Consider the following 16,208-nt stretch of genomic DNA (forward strand, 5'->3'; position numbering starts at 1 on the left):
CTTAACTCCTGTCATCGCGTCGGGCAGCGCCGACCTTAGGCTTCTGCCAGAGGCAGGCGTTGTTCGATAATGCCGCCGCCGAGGCACACTTCACCGAGATAAAACACGGCGGATTGGCCTGGCGTGACCGCCGCTACCGGCTCGTCAAAACGGACTTCAATACGGTCGTCGCCGTGCGGAATGATTTCGCACGGAATGTCAGTCTGGCGATAGCGGGTTTTCACCGTGCAGCGCAACGGAGCGGTGATTGGTTGGCGATCGACCCAGTGCAGCTGTTGGGCCATCAAGCCCACCGACATCAGACGCGGATGTTCGGCGCCCTGCGCCACCACGAGGCGATTGCGTGCCACATCTTTATCGACCACGTACCAGGGATCGTCATTGCTCTCTTTACGACCGCCAATCCCCAACCCTTTGCGCTGGCCGAGCGTGTGATACATCAAACCCTGATGCTCACCGACAATGTCGCCGTCAACGGTTTCAATTTCACCCGGCTGAGCGGGCAGATAGCGGCCAAGGAAATCGCGGAACTTGCGTTCGCCAATAAAGCAGATGCCGGTGGAATCTTTCTTCTTCGCGGTGATCAGGTCGAGCTGTTCAGCGATACGGCGTACTTCCGGCTTATCCAGTTCGCCGACCGGGAACAGGCTTTGCGCAATCTGCTGGTGGCTCAGGGTATAGAGGAAGTAGCTCTGATCTTTATTGCCGTCGAGGCCGCGCAACAGGCGGCTTTGGCCCTCAACATCCTGGCGGCGCACATAGTGGCCGGTGGCAATATAGTCTGCGCCGAGATCGTCCGCCGCGAATTCGAGGAAGGCTTTGAACTTGATCTCTTTGTTGCACAGGATGTCGGGATTCGGCGTGCGTCCCGCTTTGTACTCTTCCAGGAAGTGTTCGAACACGTTATCCCAGTACTCAGCGGCGAAGTTGATTTTGTGCAGTTTGATGCCGAGTTTGTCACACACGGCTTGTGCGTCAGCCAGATCATCGGCGGCGGTGCAATACTCCTCGCCGTCGTCTTCCTCCCAGTTCTTCATGAACAGGCCTTCAACCTGATAGCCCTGCTGTTGCAGTAACCAGGCGGAAACGGAAGAATCGACGCCGCCGGACATCCCGACGATCACTTTTTTCTGGCTGTTGTCAGACATCACGCACTCTTAAATTACGATAAAAACAGGCGGCGCATTCTATCATGCAGAAGCGGGGCGCGCACCCTCATGAAACGGCCACTGGAACGGCGCGACCAGATGCAGCGGATAACGCGCGCCTTGTTGCCACAACCGTACGCTCTCTGCGACTAACGGCGAACGCAGGCGATTGGCCGTCAGAATCTGCTCTGGCGGCAGCCACCAGCAGCAATCAATGTCACGATCGTGCGGCGACGTTTCGACTTTTTCGGCCAGATCGAGACCAAACAGGAAACGCACAAAAGGTGTATCGTCCGGCGCAATCCACTGTTGCACGCCGAGAAAATACTCGGGCTGAGCATCAATACCGGTCTCTTCGAACAGTTCGCGCTGCGCGGCTTCCTGAATAGTTTCATTGGCCTCAAGGTGTCCGGCAGGTTGATTCCAGGTAATACGGCCGTGCACCCGCTCTTCAACCACCAGCAAATGTCCCTGAGCCTGCACAATACAGGCGACCGTTACATGAGGTTTAAACATCCTTCCTCCGGAATTGTTAACTAAAAGTTATTAAATGGTGGCGCTGATATCGCGCCATTCGCCCGGCGCCAAATCGCCCAACTGGTGCTCACCCATCGCAAAGCGAATCAGGCGCAACGTGGGAAAACCAATATGTGCCGTCATGCGGCGCACCTGCCGGTTACGTCCCTCAAACAGCGTGATTTGCAGCCAGCTGGTGGGAATCGCTTTGCGCTCGCGAATCGGCGGCTGGCGCGGCCACAGCCACTTGGGCTCAGCCACTAACTCGACGCCTGCCGGCAAGGTTGGACCATCGTTCAGCGTAATGCCGCTACGTAACAGGGATAAATCTGATTCCTGCGGCGCACCTTCCACCTGCACAAAATAGATTTTTCCGGTGCGCTTGCCGGGCTGCGTCAGCGCCGCCTGCAGCGCGCCGTCGTTGGTTAAAATCATCAAACCTTCGCTATCGCGATCGAGGCGGCCCGCGGCATAAACCTCGCTGACCGGTACAAAATCCTTCAGCGTCCGGCGTCCGGCCTCGTCACTAAATTGCGGCAAAACATCGAAAGGTTTGTTAAAGAGTATGACGCGTCTTGGGCCTTTCGGGCGGGTATCGCGGCGCACGGGCTTGCGTGCCGGGGCGCTTGCGCGCTTATCCTGGTGAAATCGTTGAGAAGTTTTTCGCATGAGCTTTGCAGTCGGAAACATTCGGCGCATTATAGCGCGAAACTACGGTGATTGGCGTAGCGGAAATAATCAAGTAGTATTGACCCGCATCTTACAAATCATTAACAAAAAATCGCTCGAAGGAGAGGTTGATGGAAAGCAAAGTAGTTGTTCCGGCGGAAGGTCAAAAAATCACCCTGGATCAGGGAAAACTGAATGTTCCGAATAACCCGATTATTCCTTACATTGAAGGTGACGGTATCGGCGTTGATGTTTCCCCGGTAATGTTGAAAGTGGTTGATGCCGCTGTGAAGAAAGCCTACAACGGCGAGCGAAAAATTTCCTGGATGGAAATTTATACCGGCGAAAAATCAGTAGAACTCTATGGCCAGGATGTCTGGCTGCCGCAAGAAACCCTCGATTTAATCAAAGAATACCGCGTTGCCATCAAAGGCCCGCTGACGACCCCAGTCGGTGGCGGTATTCGCTCCCTGAACGTTGCGCTGCGCCAGGAGCTGGATCTGTACGTCTGTCTGCGTCCGGTTCGCTACTACAAAGGCACGCCAAGCCCGGTTAAGCGTCCAGAAGAGACCGATATGGTGATCTTCCGCGAAAACTCAGAAGATATCTATGCGGGTATCGAGTGGAAAGCGGGCACGCCAGAAGCGGACAAAGTGATCAAGTTCCTGCGTGAAGAGATGGGCGTGAAGAAAATTCGCTTCCCAGAGCAGTGCGGTATCGGCGTTAAGCCATGCTCGGAAGAGGGTACCAAACGTCTGGTGCGCGCAGCGGTTGAGTACACCATCACCAACGATCGTGATTCTCTGACCCTGGTTCACAAAGGCAACATCATGAAGTTCACCGAAGGCTCTTTCAAAGACTGGGGCTACCAGTTAGTGAAAGAAGAGTTCGGCGGCGAGCTGATCGATGGCGGCCCGTGGATGAAGTTCAAAAACCCGAACACCGGTAAAGAGATCATCGTTAAAGACGTGATCGCCGATGCCTTCCTGCAGCAGATCCTGCTGCGTCCAGCTGAATACGACGTGATCGCCTGTATGAACCTGAACGGTGACTACATCTCTGATGCCCTGGCGGCACAGGTTGGTGGTATCGGTATCGCACCAGGCGCGAACATCGGTGACGAATGTGCGCTGTTCGAAGCGACGCACGGTACAGCACCGAAGTATGCTGGTCAGGATAAAGTGAACCCAGGTTCAGTGATTCTGTCTGCAGAAATGATGCTGCGTCATCTGGAATGGTTCGAAGCTGCTGACTTAATCGTGAAAGGTGTTGAAGGCGCTATCGCTAACAAGACCGTGACCTACGATTTCGAACGTCTGATGGACGGCGCTAAACTGCTGAAATGTTCAGAGTTTGGTGACGCGATCATCAGCAACATGTAATTTGCCGCTCAGGCAGAAAGCATAACGGGAGCCAATGGCTCCCGTTTTTCATTGGGTTAATATTAAAAATAAAGGCTTTAAAGTTATTTAACATCATGTTTATCATTCGCATCCTTTTTTATATATCGTGGTCTATGTTTTGATTCAATATAAATCCTGCCGATATATTCACCTAATACTCCGATGCCTATTAGCTGTACACCCCCTAAAAAGAGTATTGAAACTAATATTGAAGGATAACCGGCTACCGCATTCCCCCACACCAACTTATCGATAATCATCCAAATTGCATAAATGAATGATAAGAACGCCACAAAGAAGCCAATATAGCTCCACACTCTTAATGGAAATGTTGAGAAGCTGGTGAAACCCTCAAGTGCCAAATTCCACAGTTTCCATCCGTTAAACTTAGGCTTACCTGCAACACGCTCAGAGCGATTATAAGTGACTATCGCTGCATCGCCTTGAACCCAGCTTAAAATCCCTTTCATGAAGAGATTGTGTTCCTGTAACCGCTTTATATTTTCAACCGTAGCACGGGAAAGTAAACGAAAGTCTCCCACATTTTCTTCTAACTCTGGTGAGCTGATCACATTATGGAGTTTGTAGAACCAGCTGGCGGTTTGGCGTTTAAAAAAGCTGTCACTGCTTCTATCAATGCGTTTAGCCAGAACAATCGGCCATCCTTCCTGCCATTTTTCGATTAGCAAGGGAATGACTTCTATTGGATCCTGCAGGTCTACATCAATCGGGATCACCGCATCGCCGGTTGCATGCTCAATCCCCGCTAGCAAAGCCGGTTCTTTACCGAAGTTGCGAATAAAGGTAACCGACAAAATTGACTCATCCTTCTCCTTCAACGACTGAATGATGTGTTCTGTTCGATCCGTGCTGCCATCATTAACAAAAACAATCTCAACATTGTAGGAGGAGAGTTTTTCTTTCACAGCTCTATAAAATAGGGGAATGGTATCTTCTTCATTAAATACGGGAACAACGAGGGAAATTTTCATTTGTTCACCCTAAAAACGATAAAGTTTGAATAGATGAAGCCGAATATGAGGCTTATAGCCGAGAAAGTAACAAGCGTAATGAACGGGTTGATATGAGTATGATCGGCCAGCAAGCCAATACCGGCGGCCATAGCCCCCATAAAAGCAACAAACATGACATAACGAAAAGGCGTTATTTGGGTTTTGAACGTCCATTTTGCATTAGCAAAAAATGAAAATGTTACGGCAACGCTGAAAGCAATGAAGTTTGCCAGCCATTGACTAACGTGTTGAGAATATATTAGCGCGAATACCACCCAATGAATCAGCGTGTTGATGATCCCAACTGAAAAAAATCTGGAGAATATTTTTAACATTCTGAAAGTTTGTCCAGGAGGGTTTCGTTGTTACTTAGCGTAGACAACTATGCTACAGATGGAAAATTAATCTGTGGGGGAGAGTCAGCGATTAACACGCTATACATCTGCAAGGGGTATTGCCGCGCAACGGGTCAGAAAAAAAACGGGAGCCACTGGCTCCCGTTGTTTATCGACAGATTAGTCGACTTGCTGCTCATGGGAGGTTGTCTGCTGCGCACGCTCCTGAGAAAGTCGCCAGAAATCGCTGCCGCCGGGATGTTGATACATCCGCAGCGAAAATTGACCGACAATGGCATAGATATATTCGAAAATGGCCGACTGGGAGTTCTCGTAATCCACCCACAGCACTGACGAGGTAAAGCAATAGACCTCCACCGGCAGCCCTTCAGGCGACGGTTTCATCGCGCGCACCACGATATACATATCCTTCTTAATATCGTCCCGCTGCGACAGCCACGCCGTCAGGTATTTACGAAACACGGTCAGATTAGTGATGCCGTTTTCAGCAAACCAGCGTTCGCCCACCGCATTGCTGTCGCGGCCATCCATCAATGCCGAAAGCTGCTCACTGACGCCACGGATCTGGCTCATCTGCTGCACCATGTCATGGTCGAGAAAACGTATCGACATCTGATCAAGATGAAAACTGCGCATAATGCGGCGTGCGCCGGAGGAGAACATCGCCTGCCAGTTGGTGTAGGTTTCGGTGAGGAAATTTTTGGTCGGGATGCGCGACAGCGTATTATCCCAGTTGCGTATGGTGATGGTGTGCAGCGCGATATCGATCACTTCACCGCTGATGCCGTTGTCCGGCATTTCGATCCAGTCACCGAGTTGCAAAACATCGTTCGAAGATACCTGAATATTGGCTACCAGCGACATCAACGTATGCTGGAACACCAACATTAATACCGCAGCCACGGCACCTAAACTGGAGATAATGATCACCGGCGACTTATTCGACATAATCGCTAAAATCATGATCGCCGAAATAATGTGCACCAGAATCTTACCGACCTGAATATAGCCTTTGATTGAATGATTCTTGCGCTTGGCTTTTTTGGAGTAAGAGTTATTAACAATCTCCAGCACTTCGGTAAAGAACAACGATAAATAGACGAAGAACAGAATGCCGCAGATGGTCTTTATCGCTATCAACAGATGCTCGGGCAAATCCGGCATAAACTGCAGCAGATAATAGACGGTAATGACCGGAATAAAGTTGGAGAGTTTCTCCGAAAGTCGCACGTCCTTATCGAGCGGCACCTGATTTTTATGCGTGCTGAAGAACACCTTTCTGACGACTTTAACGATGAAGAATTTGCAGATCAGATGCGCAATCATGCCGGCAAACATCAGTAACAACAGGCTAAATGCGGCAGACAACACCGTATTGCCTTCAATAAAATTTTGGATATTACTTAAATAAGTCATTTCAACCACGTGCCGGACAGTATTGGCGGGAATTCAAACATAAATGCGCGGTCGGCGATATGCGACGCGTGCGCAATATTCAACATCATTGCGGGTTTACAATCCCTTTCACAGAAATTTGAAACTGCTAGCATTTAAACGTTAACAGCCGTGTGTCATAGCGATTAAACCGTTATCTTCAGCGCTTACGATTGAGGAGGTGGTATGCAAGGTGTGATCAAGTTCGTCAAAGGCTGGCTGCTGTTTTCGCTGTTGTGGGGCATTTTCATGTGGTTTGTTTCATGGCAGGCACAAGGCAAAGAGATTGGCATGGTGATCGTGATGAGCTTGTATGCAGGTTTAATTTATCAGGCGCTGATGACCATGGTAGCGCGCTATAAGGCGCGGCGAGCGCAGGTTTGATTATCATCCCACAAAACATGAAGAACGGGGCCAGCGCGGCCCCGTTTTGACGGATTATTTCCGTCCGAGCAGAAAACCGACAATCACACCAATGCTGGCTGCAACAGCCAGACCGGTCGCGGGATTATCGCGTACCGATTTCACCACACAATCCGCTGCATCCTGAACCGCATAGCTGGCCTGAGCCGGATAGCGACGCGCCGCGCCTTTAGCTTGCTGACGGCGTGAACCGGTGAATTCGCCAAATTTTTCCTGGACGGCACCTGCCGCTTCATTCAATTTTGCTTCCGCTTTGTCGCTCATGATAACTCCCTGATAGTGGTGAATGTCTTACTTAGCGTAGTCAGAGAAACTGCAGTCGGCAAATGACGCAGCGGTAAAGGTTGTAACAGCAATTTGCAGTACGCGAAAATTCTGCCCAGACTAAAAAGTGCTCAAGTGTACTTTTCTGCACGCCAAACGGACCCTTTTAAACGGGAGGAATCATGAAACGCGATGTGCTGAATGAAGACGATTATGATGAAGTGTGCCGGGTGATCGGCGATGCCGTAATTGTATTAACCGAACTGGGGCATGAGACCCGGCGGGAGGAGATCACCACGCTGCTGCAGCGCACTCGCCATCAGCGAGCGCATGATGAGCGGGATGAACAGCGCATGCTGAGCGGGATGAACAGCGCATGCTGGAGCACGCCATCCGTTTAGTGCGGCCTAATTAGGCATAAAAACGATTACTGTTTTCCCCGATAGGCGGGATACCAGCTGACCAAAAAGTGTCGCAGATGATCAAAACACCATTCTGCATCGTCGGCCTGCTGGCAGTAATAGCGCAAGGTGACCTTCTCGTAGCGTATATGACGCTGATGCAGCGGTGACCAGCTCCAATCGAGCACGGCGCGCGCGTAATTGATTAGCGTGCCACTCTGCATGCTGTGCTGTTTTTCCTGGCGGCTGAGGTAGAGCTCAAACGCCTGATCGAGACTTTGTGTCTCTTCACTGCTGGCGCTTGCTAGCGTCGGGCGAAACGCCACATCGATAAAACCACATACCCCGTCTTCACGCTGCTGCCAGTCGCAGGCCAGCGTCATAAACAGACCATCCTGTAAATTCACCTCTTCCAGCAGACGGCGCAAATTTTCTGAATGTTGCCCGGCGGCAATCTCATCAATCCGCGTGGTTTCCAGCGTGAGGTCAAATCCACACGGGTTGACTGAGCCATCTGCATTGGTGCTGGCAGGGAAGGGGAAATCGATATAGCCGTTGTTATCCAGACACTTTTCCATAAAGCCGATCCGTAACGTAAGATAGCCGGAGAATAAACCATCGCGCGCGACGGCGCACGGCTTATGGGCACGTCCAGGTGATCATGGTGTTCTGGTAGGGATTGATCAGGCGGAACTGTTTATCCGACAGGCGTTGCGCATAGAAACCTTCAGCGGTAATCGCCGAGGGCACATACTGGAAGCGATCGGTAGAGTGCAGCGTGCCGCTTTGGACTTTTACCCCATCGCGGGAGACGGCAAACGCGCTCACCAAATCAAAAATTCGTGCCTGAGTATTGCCCATTGACTGGCCATAAATCGTCGACACGTCGCCCGGACAGTCGACACCTTTGGGTGCCGAACTGCAGCCAGCTAAAACTAAAAGGGTGAGTACAACCGTGATTCGCCACATGAGCACCTGCTTCATTCCCTGGTTTGCCATGGCACGCCAATGCGTACTGATAAGTGGATCATAGCAGGTCTGACGCTGCTTCCCATTTGTCATTTGTATAATCGTTAAGCGGAAGGAATGTAAGGGGGTGACTTTAGTAGCAGATAAACGTTATTCTTGCCAGCGTTGCGCACCAGGTAAGCAAAACAAGGGTAAATGAATGAAAGAAGAAGAAGCGAGTTTAATGATTCTTCAGCACGCGATCGACAAATTAGAAGCCGACAAAAAAAAGCAGATTATGAGCTGTGTAGCGGCCATCCAGGAAGTGATGCAGCGTTTTGAAGCCGAAGAGGCTGGGCTGGCATTGATGTTAGTGGCCGCGCAGGTGGCCGCTGAGTGATTCTCACTGCTGGTAATCTGATCACGCTGTCCATTTGATAGCATTGCTGCTGCGCGGTTGATACGGCTAGCCGCAGCAGCAATGCCATTAGCGATTAATTTGTGTTACCCTCCGAGCAAGAAAATCCCAACGAAATCATCATGTAACCTCAGCGGAGAATCCAATGAAGGCGATAGTAATGGCCGTTGGCGTGCTGGCTTGTCAGATTGCGCCCGCCTGGAGCGAAACCGAATATCAAATCACCTGTCCCGGCCGTCCCACCATGACGGTATCGCGTGCCGAATATGGCTTAAGCACCTTGATGTGGCCGACGCGCCATTTCCAGATTGCCGCCGGGCAGCAGCGCACCAGCCTGAAAGGGGGAGATAAAGTTGCCATCACCCGTTTTCGTAATGGCGATCAGTTAATCGTCAATAAAAACAACGATGAAACCTTCTTTGTCTATGCCGACAGCAATAAGCTGCTGCCGTGCAGCCGCACGGAGAAGCGCGATGCGCAGATTCTTTCACTGGAACGTTACGACGACAGCGCGCGCCCGAACTCCTGATTCAAATCAATTGCCGCTGGCGCAAATCCAGCGGCGACTGTTCCGCCTCATCAATGGCGGCCAGCCAGCTCTGTAAATTCACCTTCGCCCACGAAAGATGTCCGCGCGTGGTGCTCATCAATACCACATCAGGCCGCAATGAGCGGTAAAGCTCCAGCGACTGCTGCAACTCGCTGGGATTACTCTCTGGCATCAGCACGCTGATCCAGCGATGGTAGTCGCGGGTCAAGGTATCGCCGACAAACAGATAAGTATGGCCGAGCGGAGAGTGATAGAGATAGCTGCTGCTGCCGGGCGTGTGGCCCGGCGTGGGCAATAGGTGAAAATCGCCGAAGTGCGTCTCGTGCTGCGTGAAGGTTTCGTCAGGCTCAATCACTAAGCTAACCGGCCCAAGCGAACGGCTATGGCAGTAGATTGCGCTATTAAAGCGTTGCTGAATGGCTATCGCGCCCGGTGCCGCTTCATGCCAGTGCGTGAAATAGTGGCGGATAACCCCGCCAGCCTCGTCGAGGAATTCGTGGTCGAGCGGATGCTCCACGCGACCAATCAGCAAATTACCGCGCGGATGGCGCAGCATAAAGCCGTGCATCATCAAATCGCTTGCCGTCTCTTCGGCGGGGAATTCGGGCGTGGAGATCCACAAGTCGTCGTACAGTGGCTTCATTGTCGGTCTCCTGCGGCAAAACGTTAGCGCAATGTCGGGTGGCCGGTGAAGGCGAACTGTGCTTCTCCATTCTCAATCTGCAACGTGGCGCTGGCACCCAGCGGCAGCGTCACGGTGTCGGCATCGTGACCAAAAGCCAGATCGCTAATTACCGGAATCTGGTACGCATCACGCATGCGCTGCCACACGGTGGCGAAATCAAAACCATTGTCGTAAGCCGACAGCGAGGTACTGGTAAAGCTGCCGGTGATAATCGCTTGCTGACGCGGCAAAATGCCACTCTGCTGCAGCTGAATCAGCATACGCTCGATGCGGAACGGGTGCTCGTTGACATCTTCGATCACCAGAATGCCGCCTTCAATTTGCGGCATCCACGGCGTACCAATCAGCGAGCATATCATCGCCAAATTGCCGCCCCATAACGTACCTTGCCAACGGCCCTGATCCGGGCTTTCACTGCGCCAGTTTAGGTTAACTGTAGGTGATGTTAGCGCTTGCCAAAAGTGTGCCTCGGTAAAATCAGATAATGCCTCTGCGCCGAAGTTACCGGCCAGCATCGGCCCACTGAAGGTAACCAGGCCAGTTTGCGCCAGCAGTGCCAGCTGAATAGCGGTGAAATCGCTGTGTCCACATAGTGCCACCGGCTGATTAAGCAATCGACGCTGCAGGCCGATGTAATCGATCTTATCGAGCAACCGTGATGCGCCATAACCGCCGCGTACGGCCAGCACGATATCGGGAAGATGTTCCAGCGTTGCCAACCCATTGATATCATCCAACCGCTCAACATCATCACCAGCAAAACGTTGATAGCGGCGAGTAATCGCTGATTGATTCTGCAGGTGATGGCCTGCGGCCTGTAAACGGCTGACCGCGCGCTGGGCGGCGTCCTGATTGTGGCAATAGCCGGAAGGGGCGATGAGACGTAGCGTGCGGGGAGTAACCATAACTTCCATCCTGCTGTAGAGTGGCCTGCCGATGATGTCGAAATGCGTTATTGAAGTCACGGTAGCATAAGGTTTTTTATCGATTTAGGATAAACGGTAATTTTGCATCGCGCTGCGCCAGGTATGATAGCTTGCGCCAACCCTATTGCGGAACCAAAAATCAGTGAAAATTCGCCTACTTATGCTTTCTGCACTGCTGCTTGCGGGCTGTTCAAGTGAGCCGGAAAAACCGGCACTGCCCGAGAAGAATACGCCGTTAACCCAGGCTCCGCCGTCGAAAGTGAATGATGCATGGTCAATGTTTACCGAAGATGCCGCCAGTCATTATGGCGTTGATGAGAAGTTAATCAGCGCCATTATTAGTGTCGAATCCGGAGGCAATCCCACCGTAGTGAGCCGCTCCAATGCGGTTGGGTTGATGCAAATTAAGGCGTCCACCGCCGGTCGCGAAGTCTATCGCACCCAAGGCCGCCACGGTCAGCCGTCCTCTTCTGAGCTGCGCGATCCGGCGAAGAACATCGATATCGGTGCAGCATATCTGAAAATTCTGCAGGACTCGGCGCTGGCCGGCATTCGCGATCCGCTGACGCTGCGTTATGCCACCATCGTTTCCTACGCCAACGGTGCAGGGGCGTTGTTGCGCACCTTCTCGCGCGACCGCGATCGTGCCATTGCGATGATCAACTCCATGACGCCGGATGAGTTTTACCAGCACGTCCAGAACAAACATCCGGCGGCGCAGGCCCCGCGTTATTTGTGGAAGGTTACCACCGCGTATCGCACCATCGGGTAATGTTGATAAGGTCGCCATTCCTGGCGACCTTATCAACAATCGCACTACCATAGCGACCTGACTAACAACCCCACCACATCAACCCTCAGCCAATAATCTCGCCGTCGGATAATCGACAATCAACACCTGCACATAGCCGCCGCGTAACGCGCCGCGAATCGCCTGCGCTTTCTCTTTGCCGCCGGCGAGTGCCACCACTTGCGGACAGCGTTTAACCTGCGCCAGCTCCATACCAATCACCGGATCTTCTGCCGCGCTCAGCACCGGCTGACCATCGGCATCGAAATAGTGCAGGCAAATATCACCCACCGCGCCACGTTCGGCCAGCGTGCGCAGCATCTCGCCGTCGTAATAGTTGCCGGAGTTACGTAGCAGGGCGGATGGCTCGAGATCGCCAATGCCGACAATCGCCAGGTCCACCTGATCAAACTTCTCCAGTACCACCGCCACCTCGGGATTAACCGACAAACGCTGGCGATCCTGCACCGAATGCTCAATCGATTGCGATGGCAGCAGCCACGCTGGACAATCCAGCAGCGCCGCCAGATTCTGCGTCAGAATCGTCGCCTGCACGTTGCCATTGGCGCCCACGCCGCCCAGCAGCTGAATCACGCCTTTACAGGGCGCGCTCAGCGGATGCAGGGCATCCACCATGGCACGAATGGTGCCGCTCCAGGACGAAATGCCAATCAGCTCATCGGCACGCAGACGCGTTTCCAGATAGTGCGCGGCAGCGGAACCAATCGCCTGTTTAATCTGCAAAGCCGATGCCTGATCCGGCACATCCACCACGATCACCTGCGGCAGTTGATACAGCTGCTCAATGGCTTTTTCCAGTTCGGGAAACACGTTGGCGGGCGGTACCACGCTGATCTTCACCACACCTTCTTTTATGCTGCGATTGAGAATGCGCGACACGAAGGATTGCGACAGCTTCAGCAGCTGCGCGATGTCGGATTGCTTCCTGCCTTCCACATAATAGAGCGTGGCGATTTTCACCATCAGCCGCTGTTCATCCTGTTTTGCCATGGTTTTTTCTCTCTCTTAACCTGCCTGGTATTGTTAATCAGCCGCCCATAAATAACAACGCAGAACATTTTGTGATCGTTTTCGCTTTTTGAGGATCGCGCAATGGACGTGCTCAGAAAGGCAGCGCATAGTCATTATGCATATAAAATCGCAATTGAATATATATTCAATCGGAGATAACAAATGAAAGCCTCTGTTCTCAAAGTCTCTCTACTTGCTTCAATCATGATGATATCGGCAGCGTCGCTCGCGGCAGATAAGGGATTGCTGGCCATTATTACGCCCTCGCACGACAACCCGTTCTTTAAAGCGGAAGCCGACGGCGCGCAGGAAAAAGCCAAAGCGCTGGGCTACACCACGCTGGTGGCATCACATGATGATGACGTCAACAAGCAGAACCAGCTGATCGAAACCGCCATCGCGCGCAAAGCTAAAGCCATCATCCTTGATAATGCCGGCGCTGATGCCACCGTTGGACCGGTACAGAAAGCGAAAGATGCCGGTATTCCAACCTTCCTCATCGATCGCGAAATCAACAAAACCGGCATCGCCGTGGCACAAATTGTCTCCAACAACTATCAGGGCGCACAGCTCGGTGCGGAGAAGTTCGCCAAGCTGCTGAACGGCAAAGGCGATTATGTGGAGCTGCTAGGGAAAGAGTCTGATACCAATGCGGGCGTGCGTTCGCAGGGTTATCACGATGTGCTGGATGATTATCCCGATCTGAAAATGGTGGCACAGCAGAGTGCCAACTGGAGCCAGACCGAAGCCTTTAGTCGTATGGAAACCATCCTGCAGAAAAACCCAAACATTGTCGGGGTGATCTCCGGTAACGACACCATGGCGCTGGGTGCGGAAGCGGCGTTAAAAGCCGCGGGTAAAACCAATGTAATTATCGTGGGTTTCGACGGCAGTGATTACACCCGTGATTCCATCATCAACAAAGGCAATATCAAAGCCACGGTGCTGCAGCCGGGCTGGGATCAGGCGCAGATGGCGGTTGAACAGGTGGATTATTATCTGAAGAACGGCAAAGCGCAGAAAGAAGAGAAGCAGCTGATGGATTGCGTGCTTATTGATGACAGCAATGCCTCGAAGCTGAAAACCTTTAAGCTGGCGCAATAAGATGGCGGTCGGCATGAAGGGCAAGGTGCTGGTCGCGCTGCTGACGCTGATGTTAGCCGCCTGTACCGTGGTGGATTTGGATGCCAACGGCAATCCCATCATGCCGAAAGATCCTAACGCTAAGCCGGGTTACCGCGATCAGACACCGCAGCAGATCGCCGAATCGAGCTGGGCCAGCCGCGTGCAGCAGCCTGCAGAGAAGCAGGCGCTGAGCTGGGCAGATATGGAAACCAAAAGTCATACCGTCAAAGCGGGCGGCAGCGAAAGCGTGTTTGTGCGCGCATCGGGCACGGTGACGGCGTTTGATACCAGCAACGACCGTGAGCGCAGCCTCACCATGACCATCAACGGCAAGCCGGTGAAGGTGCTGATCGGCCCGGTACTGCGCGGCAATGCCATTCGCGATGCCGCCGGCTTCCGTTTTGAAGAGTTCACCAATCAGGTGCAATACGCGCAACTGACCAAAGCGCTCAATCGCCATGCGGTGAAGCAGCTGCCTGCGGTGGATGCCAGTTGGGTGGGTAAGCCAGCACAGGCGCTACTCGCGGTCAGCATGGGCGCTGGCACGGTGGACGATGTGGTGGCGATTCAGCTGCAGCAGGGGAATCCATGATGAGCGACGAGATTATTCTGCAGGCCAATCAGATGTCGATGCTGTTTCCCGGCACGTTAGCCTTGGATCGCGTGGATTACCGCGTATGGCGCGGTAAAGTCAACGTCATCATCGGCGAGAACGGGGCGGGTAAATCGACGCTCATGAAGATTCTCGCCGGCGTGCAGCAGCCGACCAGTGGCGAGATGTTTCTTAACGGACAAAAAGTGGCGTTCAGCAGCACGCGTGACGCCGCGCGCCACGGCATCGGCATGGTGCATCAGGAACTTAACCTGTTCGAAAACCTTAGCGTGGCAGAGAACATTTTTCTCGGTCGCGAAATTCAGCACGGCATACGTCCGATCAACGAAGCTGAGCAGAAGCGCCGCACCGCCGCGCTGATGCAGCGCCTCGACCAACCCATTTCACCGGATGAGAAGGTCGGCAACCTCAAAGTCGGCCAGCAGCAGCTGGTGGAGATCGCCAAAGCGCTGGCGGAAGATGCCGACATTTTAATCCTTGATGAACCCACCTCGGCACTGAGCAAAACCGAAGTGGAGATCCTGTTTCGGGTGATCCGCGAACTGACGCGCCAGGGCGTTTCCATCATCTACATCTCGCATCGGCTGGAGGAGCTGATGGCGATTGGCGATGTCATCACCATTCTGCGCGACGGCCGTTTTCAGGCTGAAGCCCAGGTGAGCGATATCGACGTACCGTGGATCGTGCATGAAATGCTCGGCAGCGATCCGGTTAACACCTTCCTGCCACCGAACCGGCAGTTTGGCGCGCCGGTGCTGGAAGCCGAACACATCACCTGCGTCAGCCCGAACGGCAACACGCTGGTCGATGACGTCAGTTTTCAGGTGCGTTCCGGCGAAATTGTCGGCATTTACGGCTTAATGGGCGCCGGTCGTACCGAGCTGTTTGAGTGCTTGCTCGGCACCCAGCGCAGCTATCTAGGCAAACTGTGGCTTGACAGTAAACCGCTGCCGACGCGGCTTCCCACCGCGGAACGTATTCGCATGGGCATGAGTTTGGTACCGGAAGATCGCAAACGCTCAGGCATTTTTCCCATCTCGTCGGTGGCGAGCAACCTGACCATCGCCAGTCTGTGGCGGCGCTTATCCCATCGTACGGTGATCTCTGAGCAGGCCGAACGCGAGGTGGTGGCCAGCACGGTGGGCAATCTGGCCATCAAAATCTCCTCGCCGGACGTCGCCATCAGCGCGTTAAGCGGCGGCAATCAGCAAAAGGTGGTGATTGGCCGTTCGCTGCTGACCAACCCGCGTTTGCTGCTGCTGGATGAGCCGAGTCGCGGTATCGACGTTGGCGCCAAAGCGGAAGTGTTCCGCATGATGGTGAAGCTGTCGGAGCAGGGGATTGCGGTGGTGTTCTCAACCTCTGACCTGAAAGAAATCATGGCCGTTGCCGACCGCATCATGGTGATGTCCGGTGGCAAATTGACTGCTGACCTGCCGCGCGCTGAAGCGGAAGAGGCGGCGCTGGTTAAAGCAAGCGCACAAGGGTTCTGAT

The 16,208-nt window shown here is 53.1% G+C and carries 21 protein-coding genes; 9 read left to right on the plus strand and 12 right to left on the minus strand.

From position 1 onward, the window contains the following. Window positions 1-35: 35 nt before the first annotated feature. From mnmA to rluE, 3 genes are read right to left on the minus strand one after another with little or no spacing between them, the layout of a single operon-like run. Window positions 36-1,148: a tRNA 2-thiouridine(34) synthase MnmA gene (gene mnmA / locus WH298_RS17495; protein ID WP_180823431.1), complete on the minus strand. Its 1,113-nt coding sequence runs from the start codon at window positions 1,146-1,148 to the stop codon at window positions 36-38. A 42-nt stretch (window positions 1,149-1,190) separates the two neighbouring features. Then, a complete protein-coding gene (locus tag WH298_RS17500; RefSeq protein WP_049851122.1) occupies window positions 1,191-1,664 on the minus strand; it encodes an NUDIX domain-containing protein in 474 nt (157 codons plus the stop codon). A 30-nt stretch (window positions 1,665-1,694) separates the two neighbouring features. Next, window positions 1,695-2,333 (minus strand): 23S rRNA pseudouridine(2457) synthase RluE, encoded by a 639-nt coding sequence (gene rluE, locus WH298_RS17505; RefSeq protein ID WP_422616035.1) that lies wholly within the window; start codon window positions 2,331-2,333, stop codon window positions 1,695-1,697. A 131-nt stretch (window positions 2,334-2,464) separates the two neighbouring features. On the opposite strand from rluE, the gene icd reads away from it, so the two are divergent. Next, window positions 2,465-3,715 carry an NADP-dependent isocitrate dehydrogenase gene (gene icd / locus WH298_RS17510; protein WP_007891496.1) on the plus strand — a complete coding sequence of 417 codons (1,251 nt, stop codon included), beginning with the start codon at window positions 2,465-2,467 and terminating at the stop codon, window positions 3,713-3,715. A gap of 83 nt (window positions 3,716-3,798) precedes the next feature. On the opposite strand, the gene WH298_RS17515 is transcribed toward icd, so the two are convergent. The 3 genes from WH298_RS17515 to WH298_RS17525 all read right to left on the minus strand — a co-directional run bounded on the left by WH298_RS17515 (window position 3,799) and on the right by WH298_RS17525 (window position 6,521). Continuing rightward, a complete protein-coding gene (locus WH298_RS17515) occupies window positions 3,799-4,728 on the minus strand; it encodes a glycosyltransferase family 2 protein (RefSeq protein ID WP_180823433.1) in 930 nt (309 codons plus the stop codon). Further along, window positions 4,725-5,084, minus strand: a complete 360-nt coding sequence (locus tag WH298_RS17520) for a GtrA family protein (RefSeq protein WP_007891506.1) — start codon at window positions 5,082-5,084, stop codon at window positions 4,725-4,727. Before WH298_RS17520 ends, WH298_RS17515 begins: the two co-directional genes overlap by 4 nt. A 180-nt stretch (window positions 5,085-5,264) precedes the next feature. Beyond that, window positions 5,265-6,521, minus strand: coding sequence for a mechanosensitive ion channel family protein (locus tag WH298_RS17525; protein WP_180823434.1), 1,257 nt, complete (start codon window positions 6,519-6,521; stop codon window positions 5,265-5,267). 204 nt (window positions 6,522-6,725) lie between these two features. On the opposite strand from WH298_RS17525, the gene WH298_RS17530 reads away from it, so the two are divergent. Continuing rightward, window positions 6,726-6,923 carry a DUF6404 family protein gene (locus WH298_RS17530; protein ID WP_007891509.1) on the plus strand — a complete coding sequence of 66 codons (198 nt, stop codon included), beginning with the start codon at window positions 6,726-6,728 and terminating at the stop codon, window positions 6,921-6,923. Window positions 6,924-6,977: 54 nt separating this feature from the next. Here WH298_RS17530 and WH298_RS17535 read toward each other — a convergent pair whose 3' ends face one another. After that, window positions 6,978-7,226, minus strand: a complete 249-nt coding sequence (locus WH298_RS17535) for a CsbD family protein (RefSeq protein WP_007891510.1) — start codon at window positions 7,224-7,226, stop codon at window positions 6,978-6,980. Window positions 7,227-7,408: 182 nt separating this feature from the next. On the opposite strand from WH298_RS17535, the gene WH298_RS17540 reads away from it, so the two are divergent. Continuing rightward, window positions 7,409-7,627, plus strand: a complete 219-nt coding sequence (locus WH298_RS17540; protein ID WP_422616036.1) for a DUF2767 family protein — start codon at window positions 7,409-7,411, stop codon at window positions 7,625-7,627. Between the two features lie 26 nt (window positions 7,628-7,653). On the opposite strand, the gene WH298_RS17545 is transcribed toward WH298_RS17540, so the two are convergent. Beyond that, window positions 7,654-8,205: a hypothetical protein gene (locus WH298_RS17545; RefSeq protein WP_180823435.1), complete on the minus strand. Its 552-nt coding sequence runs from the start codon at window positions 8,203-8,205 to the stop codon at window positions 7,654-7,656. Window positions 8,206-8,266: 61 nt separating this feature from the next. After that, window positions 8,267-8,596 (minus strand): hypothetical protein, encoded by a 330-nt coding sequence (locus WH298_RS17550; RefSeq protein WP_049851222.1) that lies wholly within the window; start codon window positions 8,594-8,596, stop codon window positions 8,267-8,269. Between the two features lie 199 nt (window positions 8,597-8,795). Between WH298_RS17550 and WH298_RS17555 the strand changes: the two genes are divergently transcribed. Then, entirely contained in the window at window positions 8,796-8,975 is a 180-nt protein-coding gene (locus tag WH298_RS17555) for a hypothetical protein (RefSeq protein WP_049851126.1), read from the plus strand. A 163-nt stretch (window positions 8,976-9,138) separates the two neighbouring features. After that, window positions 9,139-9,522 (plus strand): hypothetical protein, encoded by a 384-nt coding sequence (locus WH298_RS17560; RefSeq protein ID WP_180823436.1) that lies wholly within the window; start codon window positions 9,139-9,141, stop codon window positions 9,520-9,522. 1 nt (window position 9,523) lies between these two features. On the opposite strand, the gene WH298_RS17565 is transcribed toward WH298_RS17560, so the two are convergent. Beyond that, window positions 9,524-10,186, minus strand: coding sequence for an MBL fold metallo-hydrolase (locus WH298_RS17565; protein ID WP_180823437.1), 663 nt, complete (start codon window positions 10,184-10,186; stop codon window positions 9,524-9,526). Window positions 10,187-10,209: 23 nt separating this feature from the next. Next, on the minus strand, window positions 10,210-11,133 hold the full coding sequence (ldcA, locus tag WH298_RS17570) for a muramoyltetrapeptide carboxypeptidase (RefSeq protein ID WP_180823438.1): 924 nt from the start codon (window positions 11,131-11,133) through the stop codon (window positions 10,210-10,212). Between the two features lie 163 nt (window positions 11,134-11,296). On the opposite strand from ldcA, the gene emtA reads away from it, so the two are divergent. After that, window positions 11,297-11,926 carry a membrane-bound lytic murein transglycosylase EmtA gene (emtA, locus tag WH298_RS17575; protein WP_072093393.1) on the plus strand — a complete coding sequence of 210 codons (630 nt, stop codon included), beginning with the start codon at window positions 11,297-11,299 and terminating at the stop codon, window positions 11,924-11,926. 78 nt (window positions 11,927-12,004) lie between these two features. Here the strand turns inward: emtA and WH298_RS17580 are convergent, their stop codons facing one another. Continuing rightward, the gene (locus WH298_RS17580; RefSeq protein ID WP_180823440.1) at window positions 12,005-12,955 is read right to left on the minus strand and encodes a sugar-binding transcriptional regulator; all 951 of its coding nucleotides are present in this window, start codon (window positions 12,953-12,955) and stop codon (window positions 12,005-12,007) included. Between the two features lie 183 nt (window positions 12,956-13,138). Between WH298_RS17580 and WH298_RS17585 the strand changes: the two genes are divergently transcribed. Genes WH298_RS17585 through WH298_RS17595 form a run of 3 tightly spaced genes read left to right on the plus strand, consistent with a single transcriptional unit; the run spans window position 13,139 to window position 16,207 of the window. Continuing rightward, the gene (locus tag WH298_RS17585; protein WP_007891538.1) at window positions 13,139-14,080 is read left to right on the plus strand and encodes a D-ribose ABC transporter substrate-binding protein; all 942 of its coding nucleotides are present in this window, start codon (window positions 13,139-13,141) and stop codon (window positions 14,078-14,080) included. 13 nt (window positions 14,081-14,093) lie between these two features. Continuing rightward, complete coding sequence (locus WH298_RS17590; protein ID WP_007891540.1) at window positions 14,094-14,693, plus strand: DUF2291 family protein; 600 nt, start codon at window positions 14,094-14,096, stop codon at window positions 14,691-14,693. Next, window positions 14,693-16,207 carry a sugar ABC transporter ATP-binding protein gene (locus tag WH298_RS17595; protein ID WP_036621842.1) on the plus strand — a complete coding sequence of 505 codons (1,515 nt, stop codon included), beginning with the start codon at window positions 14,693-14,695 and terminating at the stop codon, window positions 16,205-16,207. Before WH298_RS17590 ends, WH298_RS17595 begins: the two co-directional genes overlap by 1 nt. The last annotated feature ends 1 nt before the right edge of the window (window position 16,208 follow it).

It is taken from the genome of Pantoea nemavictus (assembly GCF_037479095.1).
Taxonomy (GTDB): domain Bacteria; phylum Pseudomonadota; class Gammaproteobacteria; order Enterobacterales; family Enterobacteriaceae; genus Pantoea; species Pantoea nemavictus.